General features: G+C 72.9%; 13 protein-coding genes. 7 read left to right on the top strand and 6 right to left on the bottom strand.

Annotation, left to right across the window (positions count from 1 at the left end; genetic code table 11):
- Window positions 1-234: 234 nt before the first annotated feature.
- Window positions 235-3942 (bottom strand): S8 family serine peptidase, encoded by a 3708-nt coding sequence (locus tag OG453_RS12315; RefSeq protein ID WP_266867351.1) that lies wholly within the window; start codon window positions 3940-3942, stop codon window positions 235-237.
- 251 nt (window positions 3943-4193) lie between these two features.
- On the opposite strand from OG453_RS12315, the gene OG453_RS12310 reads away from it, so the two are divergent.
- The 4 genes from OG453_RS12310 (at window position 4194) to OG453_RS12295 (ending at window position 11538) form a co-directional block, all read left to right on the top strand.
- Complete coding sequence (locus OG453_RS12310; RefSeq protein WP_266867350.1) at window positions 4194-4574, top strand: CU044_2847 family protein; 381 nt, start codon at window positions 4194-4196, stop codon at window positions 4572-4574.
- Entirely contained in the window at window positions 4571-6280 is a 1710-nt protein-coding gene (locus OG453_RS12305; RefSeq protein WP_266867349.1) for a trypsin-like peptidase domain-containing protein, read from the top strand. The genes OG453_RS12310 and OG453_RS12305 overlap by 4 nt, the downstream gene beginning before the upstream one ends.
- An 88-nt stretch (window positions 6281-6368) precedes the next feature.
- On the top strand, window positions 6369-7421 hold the full coding sequence (locus tag OG453_RS12300; RefSeq protein ID WP_266867348.1) for a MoxR family ATPase: 1053 nt from the start codon (window positions 6369-6371) through the stop codon (window positions 7419-7421).
- A complete protein-coding gene (locus OG453_RS12295; RefSeq protein ID WP_266867346.1) occupies window positions 7411-11538 on the top strand; it encodes an SAV_2336 N-terminal domain-related protein in 4128 nt (1375 codons plus the stop codon). The genes OG453_RS12300 and OG453_RS12295 overlap by 11 nt, the downstream gene beginning before the upstream one ends.
- A gap of 16 nt (window positions 11539-11554) precedes the next feature.
- On the opposite strand, the gene OG453_RS12290 is transcribed toward OG453_RS12295, so the two are convergent.
- Window positions 11555-12811, bottom strand: a complete 1257-nt coding sequence (locus OG453_RS12290; RefSeq protein WP_266867345.1) for an MFS transporter — start codon at window positions 12809-12811, stop codon at window positions 11555-11557.
- Window positions 12812-13061: 250 nt separating this feature from the next.
- On the opposite strand from OG453_RS12290, the gene OG453_RS12285 reads away from it, so the two are divergent.
- The 3 genes from OG453_RS12285 (at window position 13062) to OG453_RS12275 (ending at window position 16595) form a co-directional block, all read left to right on the top strand.
- Complete coding sequence (locus OG453_RS12285; protein WP_266867344.1) at window positions 13062-14099, top strand: rod shape-determining protein; 1038 nt, start codon at window positions 13062-13064, stop codon at window positions 14097-14099.
- 142 nt (window positions 14100-14241) lie between these two features.
- Window positions 14242-15837, top strand: coding sequence for a GAF domain-containing protein (locus OG453_RS12280; RefSeq protein ID WP_266867342.1), 1596 nt, complete (start codon window positions 14242-14244; stop codon window positions 15835-15837).
- 152 nt (window positions 15838-15989) lie between these two features.
- The gene (locus OG453_RS12275) at window positions 15990-16595 is read left to right on the top strand and encodes a response regulator transcription factor (protein ID WP_266867340.1); all 606 of its coding nucleotides are present in this window, start codon (window positions 15990-15992) and stop codon (window positions 16593-16595) included.
- Window positions 16596-16639: 44 nt separating this feature from the next.
- On the opposite strand, the gene OG453_RS12270 is transcribed toward OG453_RS12275, so the two are convergent.
- The 4 genes from OG453_RS12270 to lanKC all read right to left on the bottom strand — a co-directional run bounded on the left by OG453_RS12270 (window position 16640) and on the right by lanKC (window position 22996).
- Window positions 16640-18442: an ABC transporter ATP-binding protein gene (locus tag OG453_RS12270; protein ID WP_266867338.1), complete on the bottom strand. Its 1803-nt coding sequence runs from the start codon at window positions 18440-18442 to the stop codon at window positions 16640-16642.
- Complete coding sequence (locus OG453_RS12265) at window positions 18439-20166, bottom strand: ABC transporter ATP-binding protein (protein WP_266867336.1); 1728 nt, start codon at window positions 20164-20166, stop codon at window positions 18439-18441. Before OG453_RS12265 ends, OG453_RS12270 begins: the two co-directional genes overlap by 4 nt.
- Before the next feature lie 76 nt (window positions 20167-20242).
- Entirely contained in the window at window positions 20243-20377 is a 135-nt protein-coding gene (locus tag OG453_RS12260; RefSeq protein WP_266867334.1) for a SapB/AmfS family lanthipeptide, read from the bottom strand.
- 6 nt (window positions 20378-20383) lie between these two features.
- Window positions 20384-22996 (bottom strand): class III lanthionine synthetase LanKC, encoded by a 2613-nt coding sequence (lanKC, locus tag OG453_RS12255; protein ID WP_266867332.1) that lies wholly within the window; start codon window positions 22994-22996, stop codon window positions 20384-20386.
- Window positions 22997-22998: the final 2 nt, after the last annotated feature.

The raw sequence follows: 22998 nt of genomic DNA, 5'->3' as shown, positions 1-22998 counted from the left end.
CGGCTACATCAGCCTCAACGATCACTGTGACACAGCACCTTCACTGGCGTAACGCCTGCATTACGAGTGCGTGCAGGGGGTGCGTGGGCCTGCGGTGTGCTTGCCCCGCGGTCGTCCATCACCGGCTCCGCCGAGTTCGTCCTCAAACGCCGGACGGGCTGAATGATTCCGGCCGGGCTGGATAAATCCAGCCCGGCCGGCGTTTGAGGCCATCTTGTACGGGGGGGCTGCCCCTTACCTCACCCCCACCGCCCGGACGATCTCCTGCGTGACCGAGCCGCCCCTGTCATCCTTCGCCGACGCCCGCAGCGAGATGAACTCCGCAGACCCAGGAACCTTCAACTCGCCACCCCAGGACGCCTTCTCGCCGTTCCGGTCCAGGGCGACCTCCGTCCAGTTCGCGCCGTCGTTGTACGACACCTCCAGCTTGGCGCCGCCGATGGTCCCGACGTCCGCCGCTCCCTTGACGTACTCGGAGAAGATCCCGACGTCCACGGTCCGCCCGCCCGGTACGTCCCCGGCGAGGTCCGTGTCCACGTCGAACCCGAGGTTCAGCAAGGGAAGGAACGTCTTCCGGTCGGCCGGGGTCTCCTTCGACTTGAAGGTCCACTCCGAGTGGCCCTTCGTCGCGAGCCGCCACCGCCCCGGGTCCAGCGTCGTGTCCGTCACGACCTTGTACGTCCGCTCTGCGGGATCCGCGTCCCACACATAGACCCCCGAACTCTGCCGCCGGTCCACCAGCTCCCCGTCCGCGTACACCGCACTGACCTGCGTCATCGAGTCGTCGTTCCACACGTCGCCGAACCCCGTGTGATCGGGCCCGGAGTCACCCCACCCCGGCACGTTGAACTCCAGGGTGTTGCCGGCCCGCTGCTGCCCCCAGCCGAGCCCCGTGCCCAGCCACGGATGCCACACCGGCTTGAACCAGTTCAGGGTGGAGCGCTGACCGCCCCGGTACTTCACGAGGCCGCCGCGCTCCTCCAAAGCGCCGGGGCCGACCGACACGGACTCGTGCCACAGCTGGCCCGCACCCGTCGATGCGTAGTCCGTCCGCTCGACGGGGTAGTCGATCTCCTCCTGGAAGCCGAAGCCGATCGCGAAGGTGTCCGTCAGGGAGTAGCGGAACTCGCCGCCCGCCACCGGCTTCACCGCGTGGAACTTCGTGTCCAGGACGGCGAGTTCACGCTTCGACGGCTCATACGTCAGGTCGCGCGGCACCGCTCCCTTGTGGCCCTCCGACACGTCGTAGACGTACGGCGTGCGGGACGTCGCCGTGGTCTCCACGGCCCTGCCCGCCTTCGCCGCCGCGATGAGCCGTGCGCCGTCCGCCGCGCCGACCGTGCCGATCTGCAGCGGCCGGTCCGCGTTGTCGTCCGTGCCGAACCAGGCGTTCAGACGCCCCGGCACGTCGTCCGTCACGAACAGCGCCTTCGCGCCCGCGTCCTGGGCGGCCTGCCCGAGCTCGGCGGGTGTCGCGGCCGCCGAGCGGCGCGCGACGACGGCCTTGCCCTTGACGTCCTTGCCCGCGTACTCGGCAGCCGTGCCGCCGCCCACGTCGACGAGCGGCAGCCTGCTGCGGCCGTCGGTGACGGTGCCGCCGGGCTGCGCGACGACCTCGCCGAGTCCCTTCACGTCCAGGGTGGACTTGCCCAGACGCCAGACGGTGCGGTACTCGAAGCTGCCCTTCGTCACCTTCTCGGTGGGCGCCGCGAAGACGCTGTCGTACTTGACCGGCACCTGGACCGCGCCCATCAGCTCGGCGCCGTTCGCCTTGCGGTCGTACTCCATGAGGAGCTGGCGGGTCTCCGTGCGCCGGCCGACGTCCACGCCGACCTCGCGCAACTTCCGTCCGTCCAGGGTGACTTCGCGGTCCTTGTCGAGGACGATCTCGGGCGCGGCCAGGAAGCCGAGGCCGAGGGAGTCCTTGCCGCCGGCGCCGCGCACGTCGAGGAAGGAGGAGAGGGCGTACGTTCCCGGCCTCAGGCGCAGCTCCAGCGTGCCGGAGTCACCGACCTCCGTCTGGAAGGGGTCGACCTCCTCGGCGAGGCGCTGGAGCACGAGGCCCGCCCCGGTGGCGGCGCCGTCACGGTCCTTGACGTGGACGGTGAGCGTGTACCGCTCCTCCTCCTTGACCAGGCCGAACGCGGTGTGCGCGACCGGCTTCCCGGCGGCGCTCGCGACGATGCGGCCGCTGGTGTTGCCGACGGGCGCCTTCGCGCCGTCACCGATCACCGTGGTCGAGGCGGTGCCGTGCGCCGGGACGGTGAGCGTCTTGTCGGCGAGGGTCGCGACACCCTCCGCCGCACCCTCGGCGGCAAGCGTCAACTCCACTGCGGCGTCCGATGAGTTGGTGTACGTGAGCGTCCTCGTGACCGGCTTGTTGTCGCCGTACGGCCAGGAGTAGAAGCCCAGGTCGGCGCTGCCGCTCGCGGTGATCCGGGCGTCGATCGCGCCGGGCACGCTGACGCGACCCGCGCCCAGCTCATAGGCCGAGGCGTCGAGCCGCGCGGACGTCGACATCAGCGCGTCCTTGAGCCGCGCGCCGCTCCAGTCGGGGTGCTTCTCGGCGAGCAGGGCCGCGGCGCCCGCGATGTGCGGGGTCGCCATCGACGTACCGCTCATCTTGGTGTAGTAGCCCTCACCGCCGACGAGTTGGGAACGGGCGGCGAGGATGTCCACGCCGGGGGCCGACAGGTCGGGCTTGAGGGCGTTGTCGCCGAAGCGGGGGCCCTGGCTGGTGAAGTACGCGGCCTTGTCGGCGGAGTCGACGGCCCCGACCGTCAGCGCGGAGTCGGCGGCGCCGGGCGAGCCGATCGAGGAGGGGGCGCCGGTGTTGCCCGCGGCGATGACGAAGAGGGCTCCGGTGTCTTTGGAGAGCGTGTCGACGGCGACGGCCATCGGGTCGGTGCCGTCGCTCGCCTCCTGCGAACCGAGGCTCATCGACACGACCTTGGCGCCGACGTCCTTGGCCGCCCACTCCATGCCCGCGATGATCTGCGACTCGCTGCCCGAGCCCGCGTCGCTGAGCACCTTGCCGACGGAGAGGGCGGCGCCGGGCGCGACGCCCTTCTCCTTGTCGCCGTCGGACTCTGCGCCGCTGCCGCCGACAGTCGAGGTCACATGGGTGCCGTGGCCGTTGCGGTCGGCGACCTCCTCGCCCGGGATGAAGCTCTTGGTGGCGTCGACACGGTCCTTGAGACCGGGGTGGGAGGTGTCGACCCCGGTGTCGAGGACGGCGACCTTCACGCCCTTGCCGGTGAGCCCCGCCTCCCAGGCCTTGGGGGTGCCGATCTGCTCGTTGCTCTGCGCCATGTCGGCCTCGACGCGGCCGTCGAGCCAGATCTTGCCGATGCCGCCGGCGAGCTCACCTTCCCGTGAACCACCCTTTGATTCTGCGGAGTTGACGGCATCAGGCGCCACGGACCGCCAGAACGTGCCGGGCCTGCCCGCCTTCACCGCGACGCCGCCGACGCTCGGCAGCGACCGCACCTTGTCGGCACCACGCGGCACTTCTTGCCCCGCGGCACGCGCCGTCTTCTCGTAGGTGACGATCAGCGGAAGAGGGCCGGCCTTCTTCCCGGCGAGCCCCTGCCGGATCAGCTCCGTCACGTCGAAGAGCCGCTCGTCGAGGGTCCCCACGTTCAGATAGGGCCGCGCCTCGTCCGGTACGACGGTGATGCGGCCGCCCGATATCTCGCTCCGGACGGCTCCGGTGGACCCTTCGGGCCGGTCGACGGTGACGGTCTTCTTGCCGCCGCCGAGTTCCGTGACGGTGACCTTGTCGCCGGTTACCAGGGTGACGGTGTGGGCGGCGGGCGTGGCTCGTCCCTGCGGCGCGTCGGAAGGAGCCGCGGTGGCGGCCTGCCCTGCCGGGAGCAGGGCGAACGCGAGGCCGAAGGCCGGCAGCAGCCTCGCTCTTCGCCACGCGGGTGCTCTGGTCATGGGTGCCCTCTCTTCGTCGGACCCGGGCGGGGGTGGTTCCCGGGTGCTGCGACGAGTGTCAGGGGGCTTGTGTTGCGGGGATGTTGACCGGTCCTGGCGGGAAGCCGCCAGGGCACCTTCCCGCCAGCCACACCTGTCTCAGGCCGTTGCCCGGAAGACGGCTGACAGCGACGAGCACCTTCCGTGACAATGCAGTTGGCAGACAGTCAGGATGTGCGGCACGTGGTGCCCGGGGTTCGACAGGGGCAGTGATGGACGATCTGGTGGAGTTCAGGACCGACGACGGCGCACGGGTCGTCATGGCCGACGTGGACGACCTGCACGGCTCCCACCTCATCTCGCGCCACGGCGAAGGACCCGCACAGGCCGCCCGCACCTTCGAGGGCTCACTGGCCGGGGCGCGAGCGGCCGCGGAGTCCGCGCTGCGGGTGTTCCGGGACGGCAGCCTGCGCCCCGACTCGGTGGAGATCGAGTTCGGGGTCCGGATGACGGCGGAGGCCGGCGCGGTGATCGTGAAGGGCACGGCCGAGGGCCATCTGGTGGTGCGCCTGGCGTGGACTCCCGGCCAGTCCCCGGCGCCCGTCGCCGATCCCCCGGCAGGCCTGCCCCCGGAGGCCACCGCCACCTCATGAGCAGCGCATCGTGGCATGCCCGGATCGTCTGCGGCAGCGAGGTCGGGGCTGGGTTCCTGGTGTCCGAGCGGCATGTGCTGACCTGTGCGCATGTCGTGCGGGGCAGCGGCCGGGCGGCGGTCACCGTTTCCTTTCCGCACCGCGGGGACCTCGGCGAGGTGTCCGCTGCCGTCGGTGCGCACGGCGGGTGGGACGGGGCGGGCGCCGACCCGGGTGACCTCGCCGTCCTGGAGCTCGCGCGCCCCGTGCCGGTGCGGCCCGCCGAGTTCGCGGCGCCCGACGACGCGTACGCCGAACCCCGGCCCAGGCTCCTCGTGTACGGCTTCCCCAAGGGCTATCCGGAGGGCACCATCGCCGAATACCGGGCCACCGCGGCCCAGTTGATCGCCGACGAGTGGGTGCAGCTGGAGGCGTGGAGCGCCCACGGGCAGCCCCTCGCACCGGGGTTCAGCGGCGCGGCGGTGACCCTCGCGGACAGCAACCGCGTGGTGGGCATGGTGTCGGCCGCCGCCCGCGCCTCCAGCGGCGTACGCAACGGCAGGATGCTGCCCACCTCCGTCATGGCCCGCTACTGGGCCCCGCTCGGCGACTTCATCCCGACCCCGGGCCACCACCGGGCGGCGAAGGAGCGGCTTCGCGAGCTGGTGGAGCGGGCGGCCGGCAGCGGCCCGGCGGTCGACCCGGAGCGGCTGTACAACGACGCGGTGGGCCCTTTCGGCCCGCCCGTGCCGCACGGCGGCTTCGGCTCGCTGTGGTCGGCGGCCTGGTACGTGCTCTCCGAGGTCGAGGAGCCACAAGCGCTGACCCGTCTGGCCGACCGGCTCACCGGGCTGCTCGACGCGCCCCGGTCCACGGCCCCGTCCGGTGCGCCGCCGGACTGGTCCCCGATCCTCGTCGAGATCGACCACAGCGGCGCGGGCGACGACCAGCTCCTGGTCGAGGTCTCCGCTTACCGCGAGGGCCACCGTCATCCCGTCGGCTCGGACACCCTGGCCTCCGGCAGCGTGCGTACGTACGTCCAGGAGCGCGTCGACGACGCCTTCTCCCATCTCGCCCCCGGTACGGACGAGTTGCTGGCGTTCGTGCTGCCCCGCGCGCTGCTCAACTGGCCGGTGGCCCGGTGGGAGTGCGGCGCCGACGACCCGACGCCGCTCGGCTGCTCCTACCCCCTGGTCGTCACCGAGCGGTCCCGCCGCAAGGGCGGCCTGCGTCATCAACTCGCCCGTAAATGGGAGTACTTGGACGGCCACCCCGCGGCCTCCCTGCACCGTGTCGAGTGCGGCACCCAGGAGAAGCCGAACAAGCTGCGCTTCCGGCTGCGGCGGGACGGCGCGGACCTCGCGGGGTTCGGGGCACCACCCCCGGCCGACCGCACCGGACCAGGCGCCGACGTGACGCACTTCGACGTCTCGCTGACCGCACCCGCGCCGGTGCTGCTGTGGCCCCGCACGGGCTGCGACGGCGCCGATGGCCACGGCCCGGCGGGCGCCGGCTGCCCCGGTTCGGAGTTCCTCGACCGCATCGCGGCCCATGTGGACGGCACTTCACCCGCCGAACTCCCGCGCACCATACTGGCGTTGCGCGAGTCCGCCGAGGCGGCGGACGAGCCGGAACGACACTGGGCGCGGGACGTGCAGCTCCTCTGGGACGACCCGCGCTGTTTCCCCGACGCACCCGCCGCCCACCGCCACTCCCCCGTCGCCTGAGCCCGCCGTACGAAACCGTGAGCCCGACGCACAAGACCGTGAGCCCGCCGTACGAAACACCGACGTACGAAACCGGAGAACCCAGACCATGTCCCTGTGGCCCGTCTACACCGGCACGAACGAGCCCCACGACGGGATCACCGAGCTGCCTCCGCCCCCGCCCTGGCGCGCCTTCGACGGCGGCCCGGTCATCGAAACCCCCACGGACGACGGCTCGGCGACCTCCCCGGACCGCGTCCACCGTGCGCACACGTACCGCGCCACGGACACCTGCGTCCAACTCGTCAACGCCGCCCTGTACTTGAGGCGCCCGCTCCTGGTGACGGGCCCGCCCGGCAGCGGCAAGTCGAGCCTCACGTACGCGGTGGCACGGGAGCTGGGCCTTGGCCCGGTCCTCCGCTGGAACATCACGAGCCGCAGCGCGCTGCACGACGGCCTCTATCAGTACGACCCGCTCTCCCGCCTGTACGCGGCGAAGGACCAGGCCGCGCGGGAGCCGCGGCACGGCCGCTCCGGCGGCATCGGCGCCGAGGAGCGCCGCTCGGGCGCGGGCGTCGAGGACCACCTCCGCCTCGGCCCGCTCGGCACCGCGCTGCTCCCCTACGAGCGCCCCCGCGCCCTGCTCATCGACGAGATCGACAAGAGCGACCTCGACCTGCCCAACGACCTCCTGAACATCCTGGAGGAGGGCCAGTACGAGATCCCCGAGCTGGTCCGCATCGCCAAGCACACCCCGAAGGCCGACCTGCTGACCGACGGTTCCGACGACCCGGTGACGGTCGAGCGCGGCCGCGTACGCTGCCGGGCCTTCCCCTTCGTCGTCCTCACCAGCAACGGCGAGCGCGAGTTCCCGCCCGCCTTCCTGCGCCGCTGCGTCACGCTGCGCCTTCGCCAGCCGCGGGACGAGCATCTGGAGGAGATCGTCCGCGCCCACCTGGGCGAGCCCGACGCGTCCGCCCGTTCCCTCATCGCCCGCTTCCTTGAGCGCGGCACCGGCGGCGAACTCGCCACCGACCAGCTGCTCAACGCGATCTATCTGACCGGCGCGGCGGGCGTCGACGCCGCATCGCGCGACGACCTCGCGCGGCAGCTCATGCCGTATCTGACGCAGTCGGCGGATCCGGGCCCCGATGCACACTGACGAGCCCCGGGACCGGGGGCCCTTCGCCAGGCTGGCCGATCTCCTCTCCCGGACGGCGGACGGCTCCCGGCCGACGTCGATCGAGCTGGCCGAACTGGTGTGGCTGGCACGGCAGATGGACGGAACTGCCGAGCCTGCGCCGCCGGACGCCCCCGACGGCGTAACGCCACCGACGCCGTCCACGCCACAGCCGACGCGCGTGTCACCACCGAGCGAGGCACCCGCTGAACCCACCCCTCGCCCGGACGATCGGGTGCCGCTGCGGCTTCCGGCCCCGACGGGCAACGGCGGTCCGGCACCGGCCCCCGGGCCGGACGGCGCACCGGAAGCCGCCTCGGACCACACACCCCTCCGCGTCCCCGTCCCCCCGATGGTGACGCACCCCCTCGCCCTGCAACGCGCCCTGCGCCCCCTCAAACGCCGCGTCCCCTCCCCCGTCGGGCAGGTCATCGACGAGGAGGCGACGGCCCACCGCATCGCCCGCCTCGGCGGCCACCCGCGCGGCTGGCTTCCGGTGCTCCGCCCCGCCGAGGAACGCTGGCTGCGCCTCTGCCTGGTGTACGACGCGGGCCCGACGATGCCGATCTGGCGCCCCCTGATCCACGAACTGCACACCGCCCTCGCCCAGTCCGGCATCTTCCGCACGGTGGAGCTGCACCGTGCGACACCGGACGGCAAGCTCCCGCCGCAGGCCGCGCACGCGCCCGCGACGGGCCGCACGGTCGTCCTCCTGATCAGCGACTGCATGGGCCCGCAGTGGCGCGAAGGCCCCGCGGGCAGCCTCTGGTACCGCACCCTCCACCGGTGGGCCTCCCGACTGCCGCTGGCCCTGATCCAGCCACTCCCGGAACGCCTCTGGCGCACCACGGCGCTCCCCACGACCCCGGGCACCCTCTCCGCCCCACACCCGGCGTCCCCTTCCGCCTCTCTGACCTTCACGCCGTACGCTGCCGACTCCGCGCCCCCACCCTCCGACGCGACGCCGATCCCGGTACTGGAGCCATCGCCGACATGGCTGTCTCACTGGGCATCACTGGTGGCGGACGCGGGCGGCAGCCAACTCCCGGGCTCGGTGGCCTGGTTGACGCACACCCCGCCCACCCCGGAGCCCGAGGCAGAGGCCGTCACCGACCTCACCCCCGAGGACCTGGTACTCCGCTTCCGCTCCACGGCCTCCCCCGAGGCCTTCCGCCTGGCGGGCCACTTGGCGGTGGGCGAGCCCCAGCTGCCGGTGATGCGCCTGGTCCAGGCGGCGGTGGAGGAACGCCCACGCCCGCAGCACCTGGCGGAGGTGATCCTGAGCGGCATGCTTGCTTCCGGCGCGGGCGCCGGGGCGTATGAATTCCGCGACGGAGTACGCGAGTTGCTGCTCCGTACACTGCCGAGAACCGCGCGGGGGCGTACGCGGGAGCTGCTTGCCCGGGTGGGCGGGTTGATCGACGAGCGGGCGGGGGTGGCGCCGGGGGAGCTGCGGGCGGTGGCGCCTTCCGCCGGCGGGGGCGCCGAGGGCCGAGCTCCTGCGGGGGAGCCGTTTGCGACGGTGGCTCCGGAGAGTGTGCGGCAGTTGGGGGGCGGGGCGGGGCGTTCGGAGCTGGTCTGGGGGCGATACCGACTGATGGAGCGGCTCGGAAAGAGCAGCTGGCTCGCGCAGGACATACGGGAGGAGGGGCGGGCCCTTGTGGTGCAGCGCTTCCCCCGGTGGCCCCGGGGGCGGCACTTCACGCAGGCCGCAGAGGAGCTCTCCCGGTTCCGGCACACGCATGTGGCCACCGTCCGGGACTACGTCGCCCGCGACGATGTCCCGTTCCTGGTGGTCGAGTTCGTCGACGGCCGCAGCCTCGCGGAGCTGCTGGCCGACCACCCCGACGGGCTGCCCTACGACCTCCTCCTGGAGCTGATCCGGCCCATCGCCCGCACCGTCGCCGCGCTGCACGCGGGCGGCCTCGCCCATGGTGCCCTCTCCCCCGGCTACGTACGGCTCTCGCGGCGAGGCCCGGTGCTGTGCGGCTTCAGGCTCGCCCCCTTCGCCCCCGAGACTCGCTCGGCGGACCTCCGCTCGCTGGGTCTCCTCGTGCGCGCGATGCGCGAAGGCGCAGAAGCGGCAACAGGGTCGGGACCGTTGACCCAGCCTCCGAGGACCGCGCGCCTCGCGCGCGGCGAGACGCTGAGGTCGGCCGTCGGCCACCTGGACTCGACCGATCCGGCCCGCTGGGGAGCAGGCCTCCACCTCCTTGAGCAGCTCGCCGCACCCAGGTCCGGCGACTGCGTCTACTCCGTCCTGGGCCCTCTCCACGTGACCCGACAAGGCCACCCCCTCGCCATCGAAACCCCCGAAGAGCAAGCCCTCCTCTGCATGCTCCTGCTCAAGCGCGGCCGCCCCGTCCCGTACGCCGAGCTGACGGAGGGAATCTGGGGCCCCTCCGCCCCCGGACGCGCCGAAGGCGATCTCCGCGCCTGCGCGCACCGCCTGGCCGGCACGCTGGCCCCCGAGACCTTGACCGCCGGGGACGAGGGCTACACCCTGCCACTGCCGTCAGGCCCCGACGGCGTCGACCTGTTCCACTGCCAGCGTCTTGCGGCGGACGCCCAGGACGCCTATTTCGCGGGCGACTTCACCCGCTCCCGGCAGCTCGTGCGGTCCGCGCTGGAACTGTGGCGGGGCACCCCGCTGCTCGACGTACCCGGCCCGGCGGCCCTCGCCACCCGCGTCACCATCGCCGAACTGCGGCAGTCCCTCCTGCGCACCTGGGGCGATCTGGAAGGCCGGGACGGGGATGCCACGGCCGAAGATTCCGCCGAACTGGCCGACCTGCTCCAGGAGTTCCCCCACACAGAAGACGAGGTCCTCGCCCCCCAAGAGGAACTCCCCAGCACCCAGCTGAACGACCTCGGCGTCAGCCGTGAACTGCCGGACGACCAGCCCACACCCCCGGGGACCACCCTCACCTTCGAGTACCTGACCCGCCCCACCGGCACCCAGTCAGAGACCCTGCACCGTCTCGGCCGGGAGATCTCCCACCTCCTCATCACCGGCGGCATCGGCCCCGACCGCTTCGAGCTGCGTCCCCGCCCGCGCGGCTGGGACGTGGCCGTCGCCCCGGAGGTCCACGTACTGCACGCGCTGACCGCGGCCCTCCATCAACTCCCCGTCGCTCTCGCGGAGTTGCCGCACATCGGGCTCGGCGTCACCGTCACCCACGAGCCGGACCCCACGGTGTCCGCCCCGGCCTTCCCCGCCGAGCTGCGGCACGTCTTCGGCCGCCCCGGCAGCCGCGCCGTCGTGATCGTCTCCAACGACCTGCACGACCGGCTCGTCCGCTCCGGACGGAGCAGCGACGCCCGGTTCGCGCAGGTCCCGCAGTCCGACGACTGGTACTGCGAGGTCACCGCGCCCGCCGAGGCCCGGCCGGCGGCCTCCCTCAGCACCCTGTTCGCCGGCCGCAGCGCCGTGATCCTCGGCTTCGACGGCCCGGTCGTGCCGCTGTTCCCGGCCTCACGGGCCCGCGAGACCGTCCTCGACCTGATGGGCGCCCTCACGGAGGCCCGCGGCGTCGACGACGCTCTTGAGGGCAGGCCGCCGCTGGAGGGGGCACTGGACGGGTACGAGGGCGGCGGCCACCCGATGGACCTGCTCCGCGCCCATCAGAACCACGCGTCCGCCGGCGTACTCCGCGCCCGGCTCCGGAACATCGAACAGCAGAGCCTGAAGAACGCCCGGCCGACCCCGCGCCTCCCCGAGCTCCTGAACACCCTCTCGGAACGGGGCATGGCCGTCGCGGTCGCCGGGGACTGCGACTCCGACGTCATGGCGGAGCTGCTCACCAGGCGCGGCCTCGCCGCCAGGGTCCCCGGCGGCACGCACGGCCGCCGCACGGACTCCCCCCTGCTGCCGGACCCCGACTGTCTGCGCCGTGCGCTCCAGGCACTGGAAGCCGAGCCCGGGCAGTGCGTGATGGTCGGCTCATCCGCGGCGGAGCTGCTCGCCGCACGGCAGATCGGGCTGCCGTTCATCGGCTACCGGCGCGACGAGAAGTCCCACCGCCGGCTCCAGGCGGAAGGCTGCGAGCAGACGGTGGACTGGCTCGCCTCGCTGACCGACGCGGTCCGCGGCACCTGACCTCGCCCGGGGCCCCTCACGCCTCCGGCACCTTCGCGTCGTACCGCGCAAACCCCCGCCACTTGAGCGCAAGCAACCCCACCGCGATGACACACGCGACCCCGCCGCCCGTGACCGCGAGCACCGGCGAGGCCACGTCCCCCACCGCCCCCGCCACGAAGTCCCCCAGCCGGGGCCCGCCCGCGACCACCACGATGAAGACCCCCTGCAGGCGCCCCCGCATCTCGTCCGGCACCGCCGCCTGCAGCATCGTGCTGCGGAAGACCATCGAGATGGTGTCCGCGCAGCCCGCCAACGCCAGGAAGAGCAGCCCCAGCCACAGCTCGCGCGTCAGTCCGAAGACGGCGACGGCCGTCCCCCACCCCGCCACCGACAGCAGGATCGCGAGCCCGTGCCGCCGGATCCGCCCGATCCACCCGGAGAAGACACTCCCGAGCAGCGCCCCCACCGCGGGCGCCGCGACCAGCAGGCCCACCGTCGTCGCGTCGCCCCCGAACCAGACCACCGCCACAGCGGGGAACAGCGCACGCGGATGCGCGAGCACCATCGCGCACATGTCCGTGAAGAACGTCATCCGCAGGTTCGGCCGGGTGGCGAGAAACCGCAGCCCGTCGAGGACCGAGGCCCGCTTGGCCCCGGCCCCGCCCCCCTCCGGCCGCATCGCAGGCAGCCGCCACATCGCGTACAGGGAAGCGCTGAAGGCCACCGCGTCCACCGCGTACGCCGCCTGATAGCCCCACAGGCCGACGATGAAGCCGCCCAGCATGGGGCCGAGCATCATGCCCCCGGTCGTCGTGATCGACGACAGGGCGTTGGCCGCGGGCAGCTGCTCCGGCGGCAGGAGCCGCGGGATCATCGACGTACGCGCCGGCGAGTTCAGCGCCCCGCAGACCGCCTGCAGCGCGACCACGGAGTACAGGAACCACACGTGGTGGAAGCCCGCGAACGCGCCCGCCGCAAGGGCGAGTGACAGCGCGCAGGAGCCGAGCGCCGAGTACAGGCCCAGCTTCCGCCGGTCCACCGTGTCCGCGATCGCGCCCCCGTACAGACCGAACACGACCAGCGGCACCAGGGAGAACAGCCCGACGAGGCCCACCGAGAAGCTGGAGTGCGTGATGTCGTAGACCTGGAGGGAGACCGCGAGCGAGGTCATCGCCTGGCCGATCCAGGAGATCGTGTTGCCGGCCCAGAGGCGGCGGTAGTCGACGGACGTACGCAAAGGCGTCAGATCGGCGAGTATCCGCCTTTTCGTGACGGGCCCGTGGGGCTCCACTGGAAGCGGGGGTATCGGGGGGTTGCTGTCGGCTCCGGGTGTCCGGGGGCCTTCGGCTTCGTCTTCTTCCGGGGGCGTATGCGTCACACGGGATGCTAACCGCGCGGCCCGCGAGGCGACCAAGACCACCCGTGCGGCCGCACCCCGCCCGGCTCAGCCCAGCGCGCGCGCCGCCCGCGGCCATCGCACGATGCGAGAGAGGACCGTCGTCCGACGGTCCGTACGGTCTGCGCTCTCGGGAGGATCTGCCATGACCGTCAGTCTGGAGCAGTTGCGCCGCTGCCACATCGCCGTCGACCTGGGTGCCGCGAGGACCCGGGTGTTCGTGAAGGGTGCGGGTCTCGTCGTCGACGAGCCGAGCGCCGCCGCCGTGAACACGCGCACCGGCGCGCTCATCGCGGTCGGCCAGTTCGCCGAGAAGATGACGGGCCGCACGCCCGGCTACATCCGCGTCGTGCGCCCCGTCTCCGGCGGCACCGTCATCGACATCGAGATGGCCCAGCGCATGCTGCGGCACCTGCTCGGCGAGAAGCTCCGCCGCGCTCTGCGCCGCAAGCCGCGCCTTCGCGCCGCCGCCACCACGCCGCACGACGCGGATCCGCTGGCCCAGCGCGCCGCCATCGAGACGATGGTCGGGCTCGGGGCGCGCCGGGTCGAGCTGGTGGACACGCTGATCGCCGCGGCGGTCGGCTGCGGGCTGCCCGTCGAGCAGCCGGAAGCGACCATGATCCTGGTGTGCGGGGCGGCGACCACGCAGGTCGCGGTGTTGTCGCTCGGGGCGATCGTGACGGCCCAGCGGATCCCGGTCGGCGGCGAGGCCATCGACAACGCGATCGTCCAGCATCTGCGCCACCACCACGAGCTGATGCTTCCCAGCCAGTCGGTACGTCCCCTTCAGCTCGCCCTGCGCGGCAACGGGCTCACGTCTGAGGGGCCCGAGTCGACCGAGATCCACGGCCGTGACGTCGCCACGGGGCTCGCCCGCTCGGTGCACGTCGACACCGCCGCCGTACGCGACGCGATCCACACCCCGCTGACCGCCGTGCTCGACGGCATCGGCAAGGTGCTGCGCGACTGCCCGCCCGATCTGGTGGCCGACCTGGCCGACCGCGGAATCATGATGGTCGGCGGCAGCGCGCTGCTCCCGGGGCTCGACCAGATGCTGCGGGACGCCACGGGGATGCCGGTGGAGATCGCCGAACGGCCGGATGCGTGCGCCGTCCTCGGGCTCGGGGCGATGCTGGAGGGCAAGATCCAGCCGCTGGTCCTCGACCCGCTGTCCGGCTGATCGGGCCGGCCCCTGCCGATACGGGCCGGCTCCCGCCGATCCGAGCTCAAGGGGAAAGCATCCGCATGTCGAAGCCAAAGCCGAAGCCGATACAGAAGCCGATGGCCACGCGGGGCGCCGCCGCGCGCACGGGCGCCCCGCGATGAACCCCGCGGGCCCGCCCCTCCCCCTCGACCCGCTGCTCGAGGCGGTGCTCGGCGTCGGCACGGACCTCGAGCTGCACACCACGCTGCAGCACCTGGTGGACAGCGCGGCCGAGCTGACCGGCGCCAGGTACGGCGCGCTCGGCGTCATCGACCCCGCGCACGGCAAGGTCACCGACCTGTTCACGACGGGCCTGTCGGAGGCCGAGCGCAGCCGCATCGGCCGCCTCCCCGACGGCCACGCGGGCATCATCGGCGCGCTGATCACCGACCCCCGGCCGCTGCTCATCGACGACCTGACGGCCGACCCGCGCTCGTGCGGCGTACCGCCGGGGCATCCGGAGATGCACAGCTTCCTCGGCGTACCGATCCACGTCCACGACGAGCCGTTCGGCAATCTCTATCTCACCGAGAAGCGCGGCGGCCCCTTCACGGAGGACGACCTGCAGCTCCTGCGGGTCCTGGCCAGTCAGGCGGGCATCGCGATCGGCAACGCCCGTCTTTACGAGGCGGCCAGGCAGCGCGAGCGGTGGATCGACGGTGCGGCGGCGGTGACCACGGCCCTGCTGACCGGCGAGCCCGCGGCGGACGCCCTGATGACGGTGGCGGAACGGGCCAGAATCCTCGCGGACGCCACGGCGGCGGTCATCCTGCAGCCGACGGACCAGGGCGGCATGCGGATCGTCGCGGCGGCGACGACGGAGGACGACGCCCCCCGGCCGGCGCACGCCCGGTCCCTCCCGTCCCCCCAGAGCGACCTCATCGGCACCACCATCGAGCCCGGCAGCGCCGTCCTTGAGCAACTGCTCGGCGGGGAGCCGGTGTTCATCGAGGACTCCGCGACCGACCCCCGGATGACCACCCGCGTACGGACCCGCTTCGGGCCCAGCATGATGCTGCCGCTGCAGGCGGGCGGCAGGCTCATCGGGACGCTCGCCCTGCCACGCTCCCGCGGCGCCCGCGCGTACACCTCGGTGGAGCGCCTGCTCGCGACGCAGTTCGCCTCACAGGCCGCCCTGGCCCTCGTCCTCGCGGACGCCCAGCAGAGCAGGCAGCGCCTGGCGGTGTTCGAGGACCGCGACCGCATCGCCCGAGACCTGCACGACCTCGTGGTCCAACGGCTCTTCGCGACCGGCATGATGCTGGAGTCGACCCGACGCAGGGCTGGCTCACCGAAGGTGGAGTCCGCCCTCGACCAGGCGGTGGACGAGCTGGAGTCGACCATCCAGGAAGTGCGTACGGCGATCTTCGCGCTCCAGCAGCCGCCCGCCGACGCCCCGACGACGTTCCGCGGCAAGGTGCTCCGCGAGGCGGCGGGTGCCTCCGCGGTGCTCGGTTTCCAGCCGTCGGTGCACTTCGCAGGACCGGTCGACACGAAGGTCACGGACCCGGTCGGCACCCAGCTCCTCGCGGCCCTGCGCCGCGCCCTGGCCGCCGCGTCCCACCGCCCGGACTGCTCCCGCATCGACGTCGTCGTCGACGCCCGCGCCACCCTGCCCGACGGCAGAAGGGGCGTACGGCTCACGGTGCACGACGACGGGGCGACGGAGGACGGCACCACGGGCACGACCCTGACCTGGCAGTCGCCGGTCTGAGCAGAGATCGGCCCGGGCTGACGGGCGCCGCCGGAGAGGCGGGGCGGCTCCGGGCAAATAGGGTGACCACTGGACATACTTCGTACGGCGCCGTCGGAGTGACCGGGAGCGCTTGGCATGACGGAGGCCGCGTACGGCCGGGCGGGAGCGATGTGATCCGTGTTCTTCTCGTCGAGGAGACAGATCTCGTGCGCGGGGCACTCGCGGCCCTGCTGACATCCGAAGAGGACATCGAGGTGGTCGGGGAGGCACCGGGGAACGAACACACCGTCCCCCGGGCTCTGCTGTACCGGCCCGATGTGGTCGTCATCGACATCGACGGCAATGCGGACAGGGCGCTCTGCGCCTCGACGGAGCTGACCGTGCGGCTGCCGGAGTGCCGGACCCTGCTGGTGGCCGGCTCGACGCCCCCCGATTACCTCAGACAGGCGCTGGCGCTGCGCGTCGCGGGCATCATCGGCAAGAACGCCCCCTGCGACGCCCTCGCCGCGGGGATCCGCAAGGTGGCGGCGGGCGAGCGGTTCGTCGACCCCGAACTGGCGGTCCTTGCGCTTTGCTCGGCGGAGAGCCCGTTGACCCGGAGGGAGCTGGAGATTCTGCGCCTCGCGGGGGACGGCACGCCGACGCGTGAGATCGCCGACCGGCTTTCGCTGTCCGTGGGAACAGTCCGCAACCACCTGAACGCGGCCTCCAGGAAGACCGGCGCACGCAACCGCATCGACGCCATCCGGATCGCCCGGGAGTCGGGGTGGCTGTAGGCCCTTTGCAGGCCCCGGCTGTGGGCCCCGGTTGCAGGCCCCCTTCAAAGGCGGCTTCGCCACCGCTTCGCTCCGCCGCTCCCGACGGCAGCCCGCGGTTGCTCCAAGTCGCCCCAGTGGCCGACCAGTTCACGGTAGAGGGCGCAGTCGGCGGTCAGCTGGTCGTGGGTGCCGATGCGGCAGCGCGGGCCGTCCATGACGAGCACGAGGTCGGCGCGCAGCGCGGAGCTGATCCGGTGGGCGCAGACGATCAGGGTGGCCGGGCGGCGGGCGAAGGCGCGTTCGGCGACCGCCTCGGCGGCGGGGTCGAGGTGGCAGGTGGCCTCGTCGAGCAGGACAAGGCGGGCGGGCGGCAGCAGGGCGCGGACGAGGGCGATCAACTGACGCTCGCCGGCCGAGAGCCGGGCCGGGTCCACGGCGGCGTCGTAGCCGCCGAGGCGTTCGGTGAGCGGTCCCGCGCCGATGGCGTGGACCGCCGTGTCGAGGTCGCACTTGGTGGCCTCGGGGTGGAGGTAGGCGAGGTTCTCGCGCAGGGTGCCCGCGAAGACGTACGCCTCCTGCGGGATCAGCACGCGGGACCGGGACAGCCGGCCGTTGTCCGGCGGCCGGACCGGGACACCGCCCAGGCGGATGCGGCCGGCCTGCGGTTCGAGCACCCCCGCGATGAGCGCGGCGAGGGTGGACTTGCCGGTGCCGCTGGGGCCGACGACCGCGAGGTGGGTGCCCGTCGGCAGGTCGAGGTCGAGATCCTGGACGACCGGTTCGGCGGAGCGGGCGTAGCCGAACGTGACGCCGCGCAGCTCGACCCGGCCGTCCACGCCCCCCGGTTTCACTGAACCGGCGGCCCGGGGCGGGGCTGTCCCCGTTTCCTTTGCCGTCGCCTGTGGCTCCTTGTCGCCATCGGCCGCCTCCAGGATGCGGCCGATGGTGACAAGGAGCCACAGGCCGCTGCCGCCGAGCCCCTGGACGAAGCCCCGCAGGGCCGGTTGCAGGCTCTGCGACACATACGTCAGGGCGCCCAGGATCGCGCCGGCCGTCGCCCCGCCGCGGACCAGCCACGGGGCCGCGACCAGGATGAGCACGACGGGCAGCCAGCCGCCGACGCCCAGAGCGGCGGTGCGCAGGGCGGTGAGCCGGGCCAGGGCGCGGGCCGCGCTCGCCGCGTCGTCGATACGGACACCGGCCCGGCCGCGTACGCGTTCCTCGGCGCCGCAGGCCGTCACGTCCCGCAGGCCGCCGGCCACCGCGCCCCCGTACTCGGCGATGGCTTCGTCGGCGAGGACGACCGCCCGCTGCCGGGCCGCCATGGCCCGCAGAGCCGACAGGAAGAGTCCAAGACCGGCCGCGAGGGGCGGCGCCACAAGGAGGAGCAGGACAGGATCGAGTGAGGCGAGGCCGATCAGCACGCTCACCGCGGTGACGCTGAAGGTCTGCACGAACATCACGACCGCCCCGTACGCCTCCCGGGCTATCTCCACCTGCTCGGTCAGCCGGGCCACGCCCGCCGTGTCCGCGGGCTGCCCGAGGCGGCCGGAGCGGCGCAGCGTGCCGGTGGTCACGAGATCGACCAGAACGTCGCGGAACGGCTCGACGATCCCGGCCAGTTCGAGCGTGGCCCGCCGGGTGCCCCAGGCGCCGACCAGGACGGCGCAGGCAAACAGCCCGAGCCAGGCGAAGCCCGCCGTGCCGCGCCCGGCGAGAAAGCCGTCGTCGACGGCCTGGGCCACGAGCCGGCCGGACAGCAGCGCGGGCAAGGCCTGCACCAGCGACCAGCCGGTGAGCCGGATGAGCTCCCGGCGCCGTGTGTGCAGTGCGGAGCGCAGCAGACCGCGCGGGCCCCCGTTCACCGCATGCCCCCGTGGAGTTCCGGTTCCGGTTCCGGTGAGAAGACGGCCCGGTACGCCGGCTCCGCCCACAGCTCACTGTGCGTGCCCTGCCCCTGGACACGGCCCGCGCCGAGCCACACGACGAGGTCCGCGCGCGCGGCGGTGGCGGCCCGGTGGGTCACGACGAGCCGCGTACGGCCCGCCAGCGCCCCGTCCCCGGTGAGCACCTGTTCGATGTGGTGTTCGGTGACGGTGTCGAGGCTGGCCGACACGTCGTCGAGGACGAGGATCCGGCCGGCCTGTACGAACGCGCGCGCGAGGCCGACCCGTTGGGTCTCCCCGCCGGACAGCGGGGCTTCGGCGAGCGGGGTCCGGTACCCCTGGGGCATGGTCCGTATGAAGGCGTCGGCGCGTGCGGCGGCGGCCCCCGCATGCACCTCCGTGTCGGAGGGCGTCCGCGGCCCGAACCCGATCGCGTCGGCGAAGGTCTCGCCGAGCAGCACCGGGCGTTCGAAGCCGTACGCGACGGCCCCTCGCAGCTCCGCGCGGTCCACGTCGCGCAGCGGCACCCCGTCGAGCCGCACCTCGCCGCCGTCCGGGTCGGTGAGGCGCCCGGCCAGCGCGGCCAGCAGGGACTTGCCGGATCCCGAGCGCCCCACGACGGCGGTCAGGGCGCCCGCCGGCAGGTCCAGGTCGACTCCGCCAAGGACGGTGTCGCCCTCGGGGGTGCGTACGGTCACCCGGTGGAACTCCAGGCGGCCGCCGCCTCCGTCGGGCAGGCGAGCGCCGCCGTACGCCGGCACGGGTTCGTCCAGTACCTCGGCGACCCGCCCGGCGGTGGCGCGTGCGAAGGCGAGCCGCCTCGCCGCGGCCACCAGTGAGCTCACGCCGGTGGCCAGCAGGACGTACTCGCCGGCGGCCAGCATCTGACCCGGTGTGATGCGGCCCCGCGAGAGCTCAAGGCCGGCCACGGCCAGCACGGCGATCTCAAGGAGGGGGACGATCGCCGCGTCCCGTGCGGAGACCCGGGCGTACGCACGCCACAACCCCATGCCGTGGCGGTGCAGTTCGGGCAGCGGTTCAAGGACCCGGTCCGCCTCGCGTGTCGTGGTCCCCGCCGCGGTGATGGTGCGGATTCCCGTGAGCGCGTCGGTGAGCCGGGCGGCGATCCGGCCCTGCGTGGCGAAGTAGCGGTCGTTGAGGTCGGAGACGTCGCGGACGAAGGAGCGGACCACCAGGACGATCAGCGGCAGTCCGGCGCAGAAGGTGAGGCACAGCCAAGGGTCGATCAGGGCCAGGGCCACCACGGCTCCGACCGGGGGGATCAGGTCGGTCACCGCCCACACCAGGCCCGCCGGGGCGCTGCCGGCCCGGGCGGTGTTGCCCACCAGGCGCGCCACCAGGTCGCCGGGGGTGTAGCGGCGGGTGGCGCGGGCGCCCAGGTCGAGGATGTGCCCGAGCAGGGTGTGCCGGAGCCAGGCCGTGGAGCGGGAGTTGGCGACGGCACCCGCGTAGTCGTCCACGGCGTCGCACACCACGAGGAGCACGACGGCGACGGCGGTCAGGGTCAGCCAGAGTGACGAGTCACCGTGTCCAAGGACGGCGTCGACCGTGCGGCCCATGAGGGCGGGCAGGACGACATAGATCGCGGCGAGCAGAAGGGACGTGGCGGCCAGGACGCCACCCCAGGCACCGCCTCGCCGGACCGTCGCAAGGAGCAGACGGTCCGCCGCACGTCGGTCCACGGGCCGCTCCCGTCGTCGTACGGTTCCAAGGAAAGGGGCGGGGACACCGGAAGCGTCCCCGCCGTAGTGGTGCGAACTAGCAGAGCAGCAGGCTGAGACGGCTGCCTGCGTCTCCGCCTCCGGTGCAGGCCTTGCTGGCCCGGCTGCCTGGCGGCGGTCCGTGGCCGTTCTCCGGTTCGATGGTCAGACCTTGGAGTTCGAGGATTGACATGGATCCTCACCTCCTCTCTCGTACTCGGATGGGGACGGGAACGTCGGGTGCGGCCGGTTCCGGTGTCAGGAACGGGAGTCCGGTGGGGCGGGAGTGGAAGGCGGCGCCCAGGGCGAGCAGGACGCCCGCACCGCCGGTGGCCAGGTCCATGGACAGCCGCATCAACTGCTCGCCGGGGAAGGCGAGCCGGCCGTCGAGCAGGCAGGCGTGGCGGGCCAGACGGCGTACGTGGTCCGCGATCAGCGGGTCCCGCGCGGCCGCCGTGCCGGACGGGTGCGGGTGGCTGAGGTGGAGGATCATCCCGGCGAGGCCGTCGAAGAGCCCGGGTTCGATGTAGAAGGACGCCCTGGCCGCCTTGCGGATCGCGTCGGCGGCGGCCGAGAACTCCTCGTCCGCGCGGTGCGCCAGGTACGCGTCGAGGACCATGCCGATGCCCACGCTGCCGTCGGCGAGATAGGGCATGGTGCGGAAGCCCTCGTTCACCTCCATCGACCCGTCCTCGCGCACGAGGCAGCGGCGCAGGTCCTGGCGGAGCGCGGTGGCGGCCAGGTCGAGGTGGGCCGGGTCGCCGCCGTGTTCATACAGGCGCAGGAACATCAGTGCGGGCCCGGACGCCCCGTACATCAGGCCCGCTCTCGGATGGGCGCCGCCGCTGGTCGTCGGCACCGCGTCGGCCGGGCCCAGGCGGTCGGCGACGGCTTCCGCGACGCGGTCCGCGGCGTCACTGCAGGCGGCGTCGCCGGTGGTGGCCGCGAAGTGCAGCAGGTTGAGCCCGATGCCGGAAAGCCCGCCCTTGAGGTCGAGGGCCAGGGCCTCCGAGCGCTCGCCCAGGCACATGTCGAGGGCCTTGGCGGCCTCCTCGTGGCGTCCGAGGTGTTCGAGGACGTACGCGATGCCGTGCATGCCGTTGTAGAAGCCGAGGCGGGTGCCAGGTTCCGGGTTCAGTGCGCGCCGGATCAGCCAGTCCTCGTGGTCGGGGTGGCGTCCTGCGCCCGTCACGTCCAGCGCGTACAGCACGCCCGCGGCGCCGTGCGCCAGGTCGAGGCCGCCGCCCGGAAGGGCGAACTGCTCGATGTCGCCGGGGAAGAGCCGGTCGTCGCGCCCTGGTGTGGCGGCGGCCAGGATGGCGTCGGAGATCGACTCCCGCGCGCGCAGCCAGCCGGAGTGGTCGGGTTCGAGGCGGGGCCCGTCATCCGCCCGGGCGCTCATCCCGCCGTCGCCGGTGATGGTGCTTACGGCCTCGTCGAGGAACCGGCGGGGTACCGGGAACAGTCGGGCGGCCTCCCTGGCGAGCTGCCCCGCCTTGCCTCCGTCCAGGTCGATCAGGCCTGTCAGCGGCATGAAGAGGAAGAGCCTCAGGCAGGCCAGCGCGTACCGGTCGATGTCGAAGCCTTTGGTCCCGCGCGGGGCGAGGAAGCCAGGAGCCGCGAGGACCTGCTGGCGCGCGTGCGCGACGTCCGACGCGCCCTCGAAGTCGATCAGCACCACCCTGCCGTCGGGGCGGACCAGGACGTTGTCGCTGTGGACGTCGCCGATCACGATGCCCCGCTCGTGGACGGCGGCGACCGCGTCCTCCACCTGCCGGGCGATGTCGAGGGCCCAGGAGGTGTAGTCGGCGAAGGCACCGGTGTCCGGGTCCAGTTGGGTGAGCGGATAGCGCTTGACGAACTGCGTGTGCAGGGCCGTCCCCTCGATGAACTCTTCTACGAGGAAGCGGTGACCGCCCAGTTCGAACTGATCGCGGAGCGCGGGGACGCAGGGCAGGCCGCTCAGCCGTTCCAGGGCGTCCCGCTCGCGCTCGAGGCGGACGACGGCGTCCGCGCCGTCCGGCGTGAGCCCCGCGTGGGGCCGGGCCTCCTTGAGGACGACGCGCTCCTGCGTGCGGGTGTCCACCGCGGCGTACAGTCCGCCCGCGTTGGAGAAGTGCAGCGCCTTCTCGATCCGGTAGGGCAGGTCGGCGACCGTGGTCCGGCGGCTCTCGGCGAGGTGGGGCTCGAGAAACCCGGGAAGCTTCACCCACTGGGGCGGCTGGAAGGTGGGGCCGCGCACATCGGGCACCAGACGCCCGGAGGGATCCTCCACCGCCTGCTCCAGTACGCCGTCGGCCGACACGCAGTACCGGTCGGCGAAGGCCCCGTACCTGACATGGAGGGGACCGTCCCCCCAGCGCAGATCGCTGAGAATGTACGGTCCCGGCCTGCCGTCGAGGACGGCTCCCAGCTCGGTGAGCACACACTCGCACTGGGCCTCGTCGACGGGGTAGACCGTCACGAACTTCCCGCTCGACCCGCGATGCGCGTACTTCGTGTTGGCGAGGAACAGGGCATCCATGCCGGGAAGGAACTTGAAGGCGATGCGGCGCGGGACGCAGTAGTCCCACACCGCTTCCAGGATCGACTCCGCGTTGTCCGGACACGCCGAGACGTGGATCTTCCAGCCCTGCGGCGGGAGCACCACGTCGGTGGGACGGCAGACCAGCCACTCGTCGAGTTCCTCGCGCACCCACGATGCGGAAAGCGGACGCCCGGCCTGCGGGAAGCGGCCACGCGTCCGGCCGTGGTGCGGCGCATCGTAGAAATGCGGGTGAGTGAGGCAGTACACCTCGTAGCGCTTGTCCACGA

Source organism: Streptomyces sp. NBC_01381, assembly GCF_026340305.1.
Lineage (GTDB): Bacteria > Actinomycetota > Actinomycetes > Streptomycetales > Streptomycetaceae > Streptomyces.
This window is presented reverse-complemented; position numbering and strand designations above follow the sequence as displayed.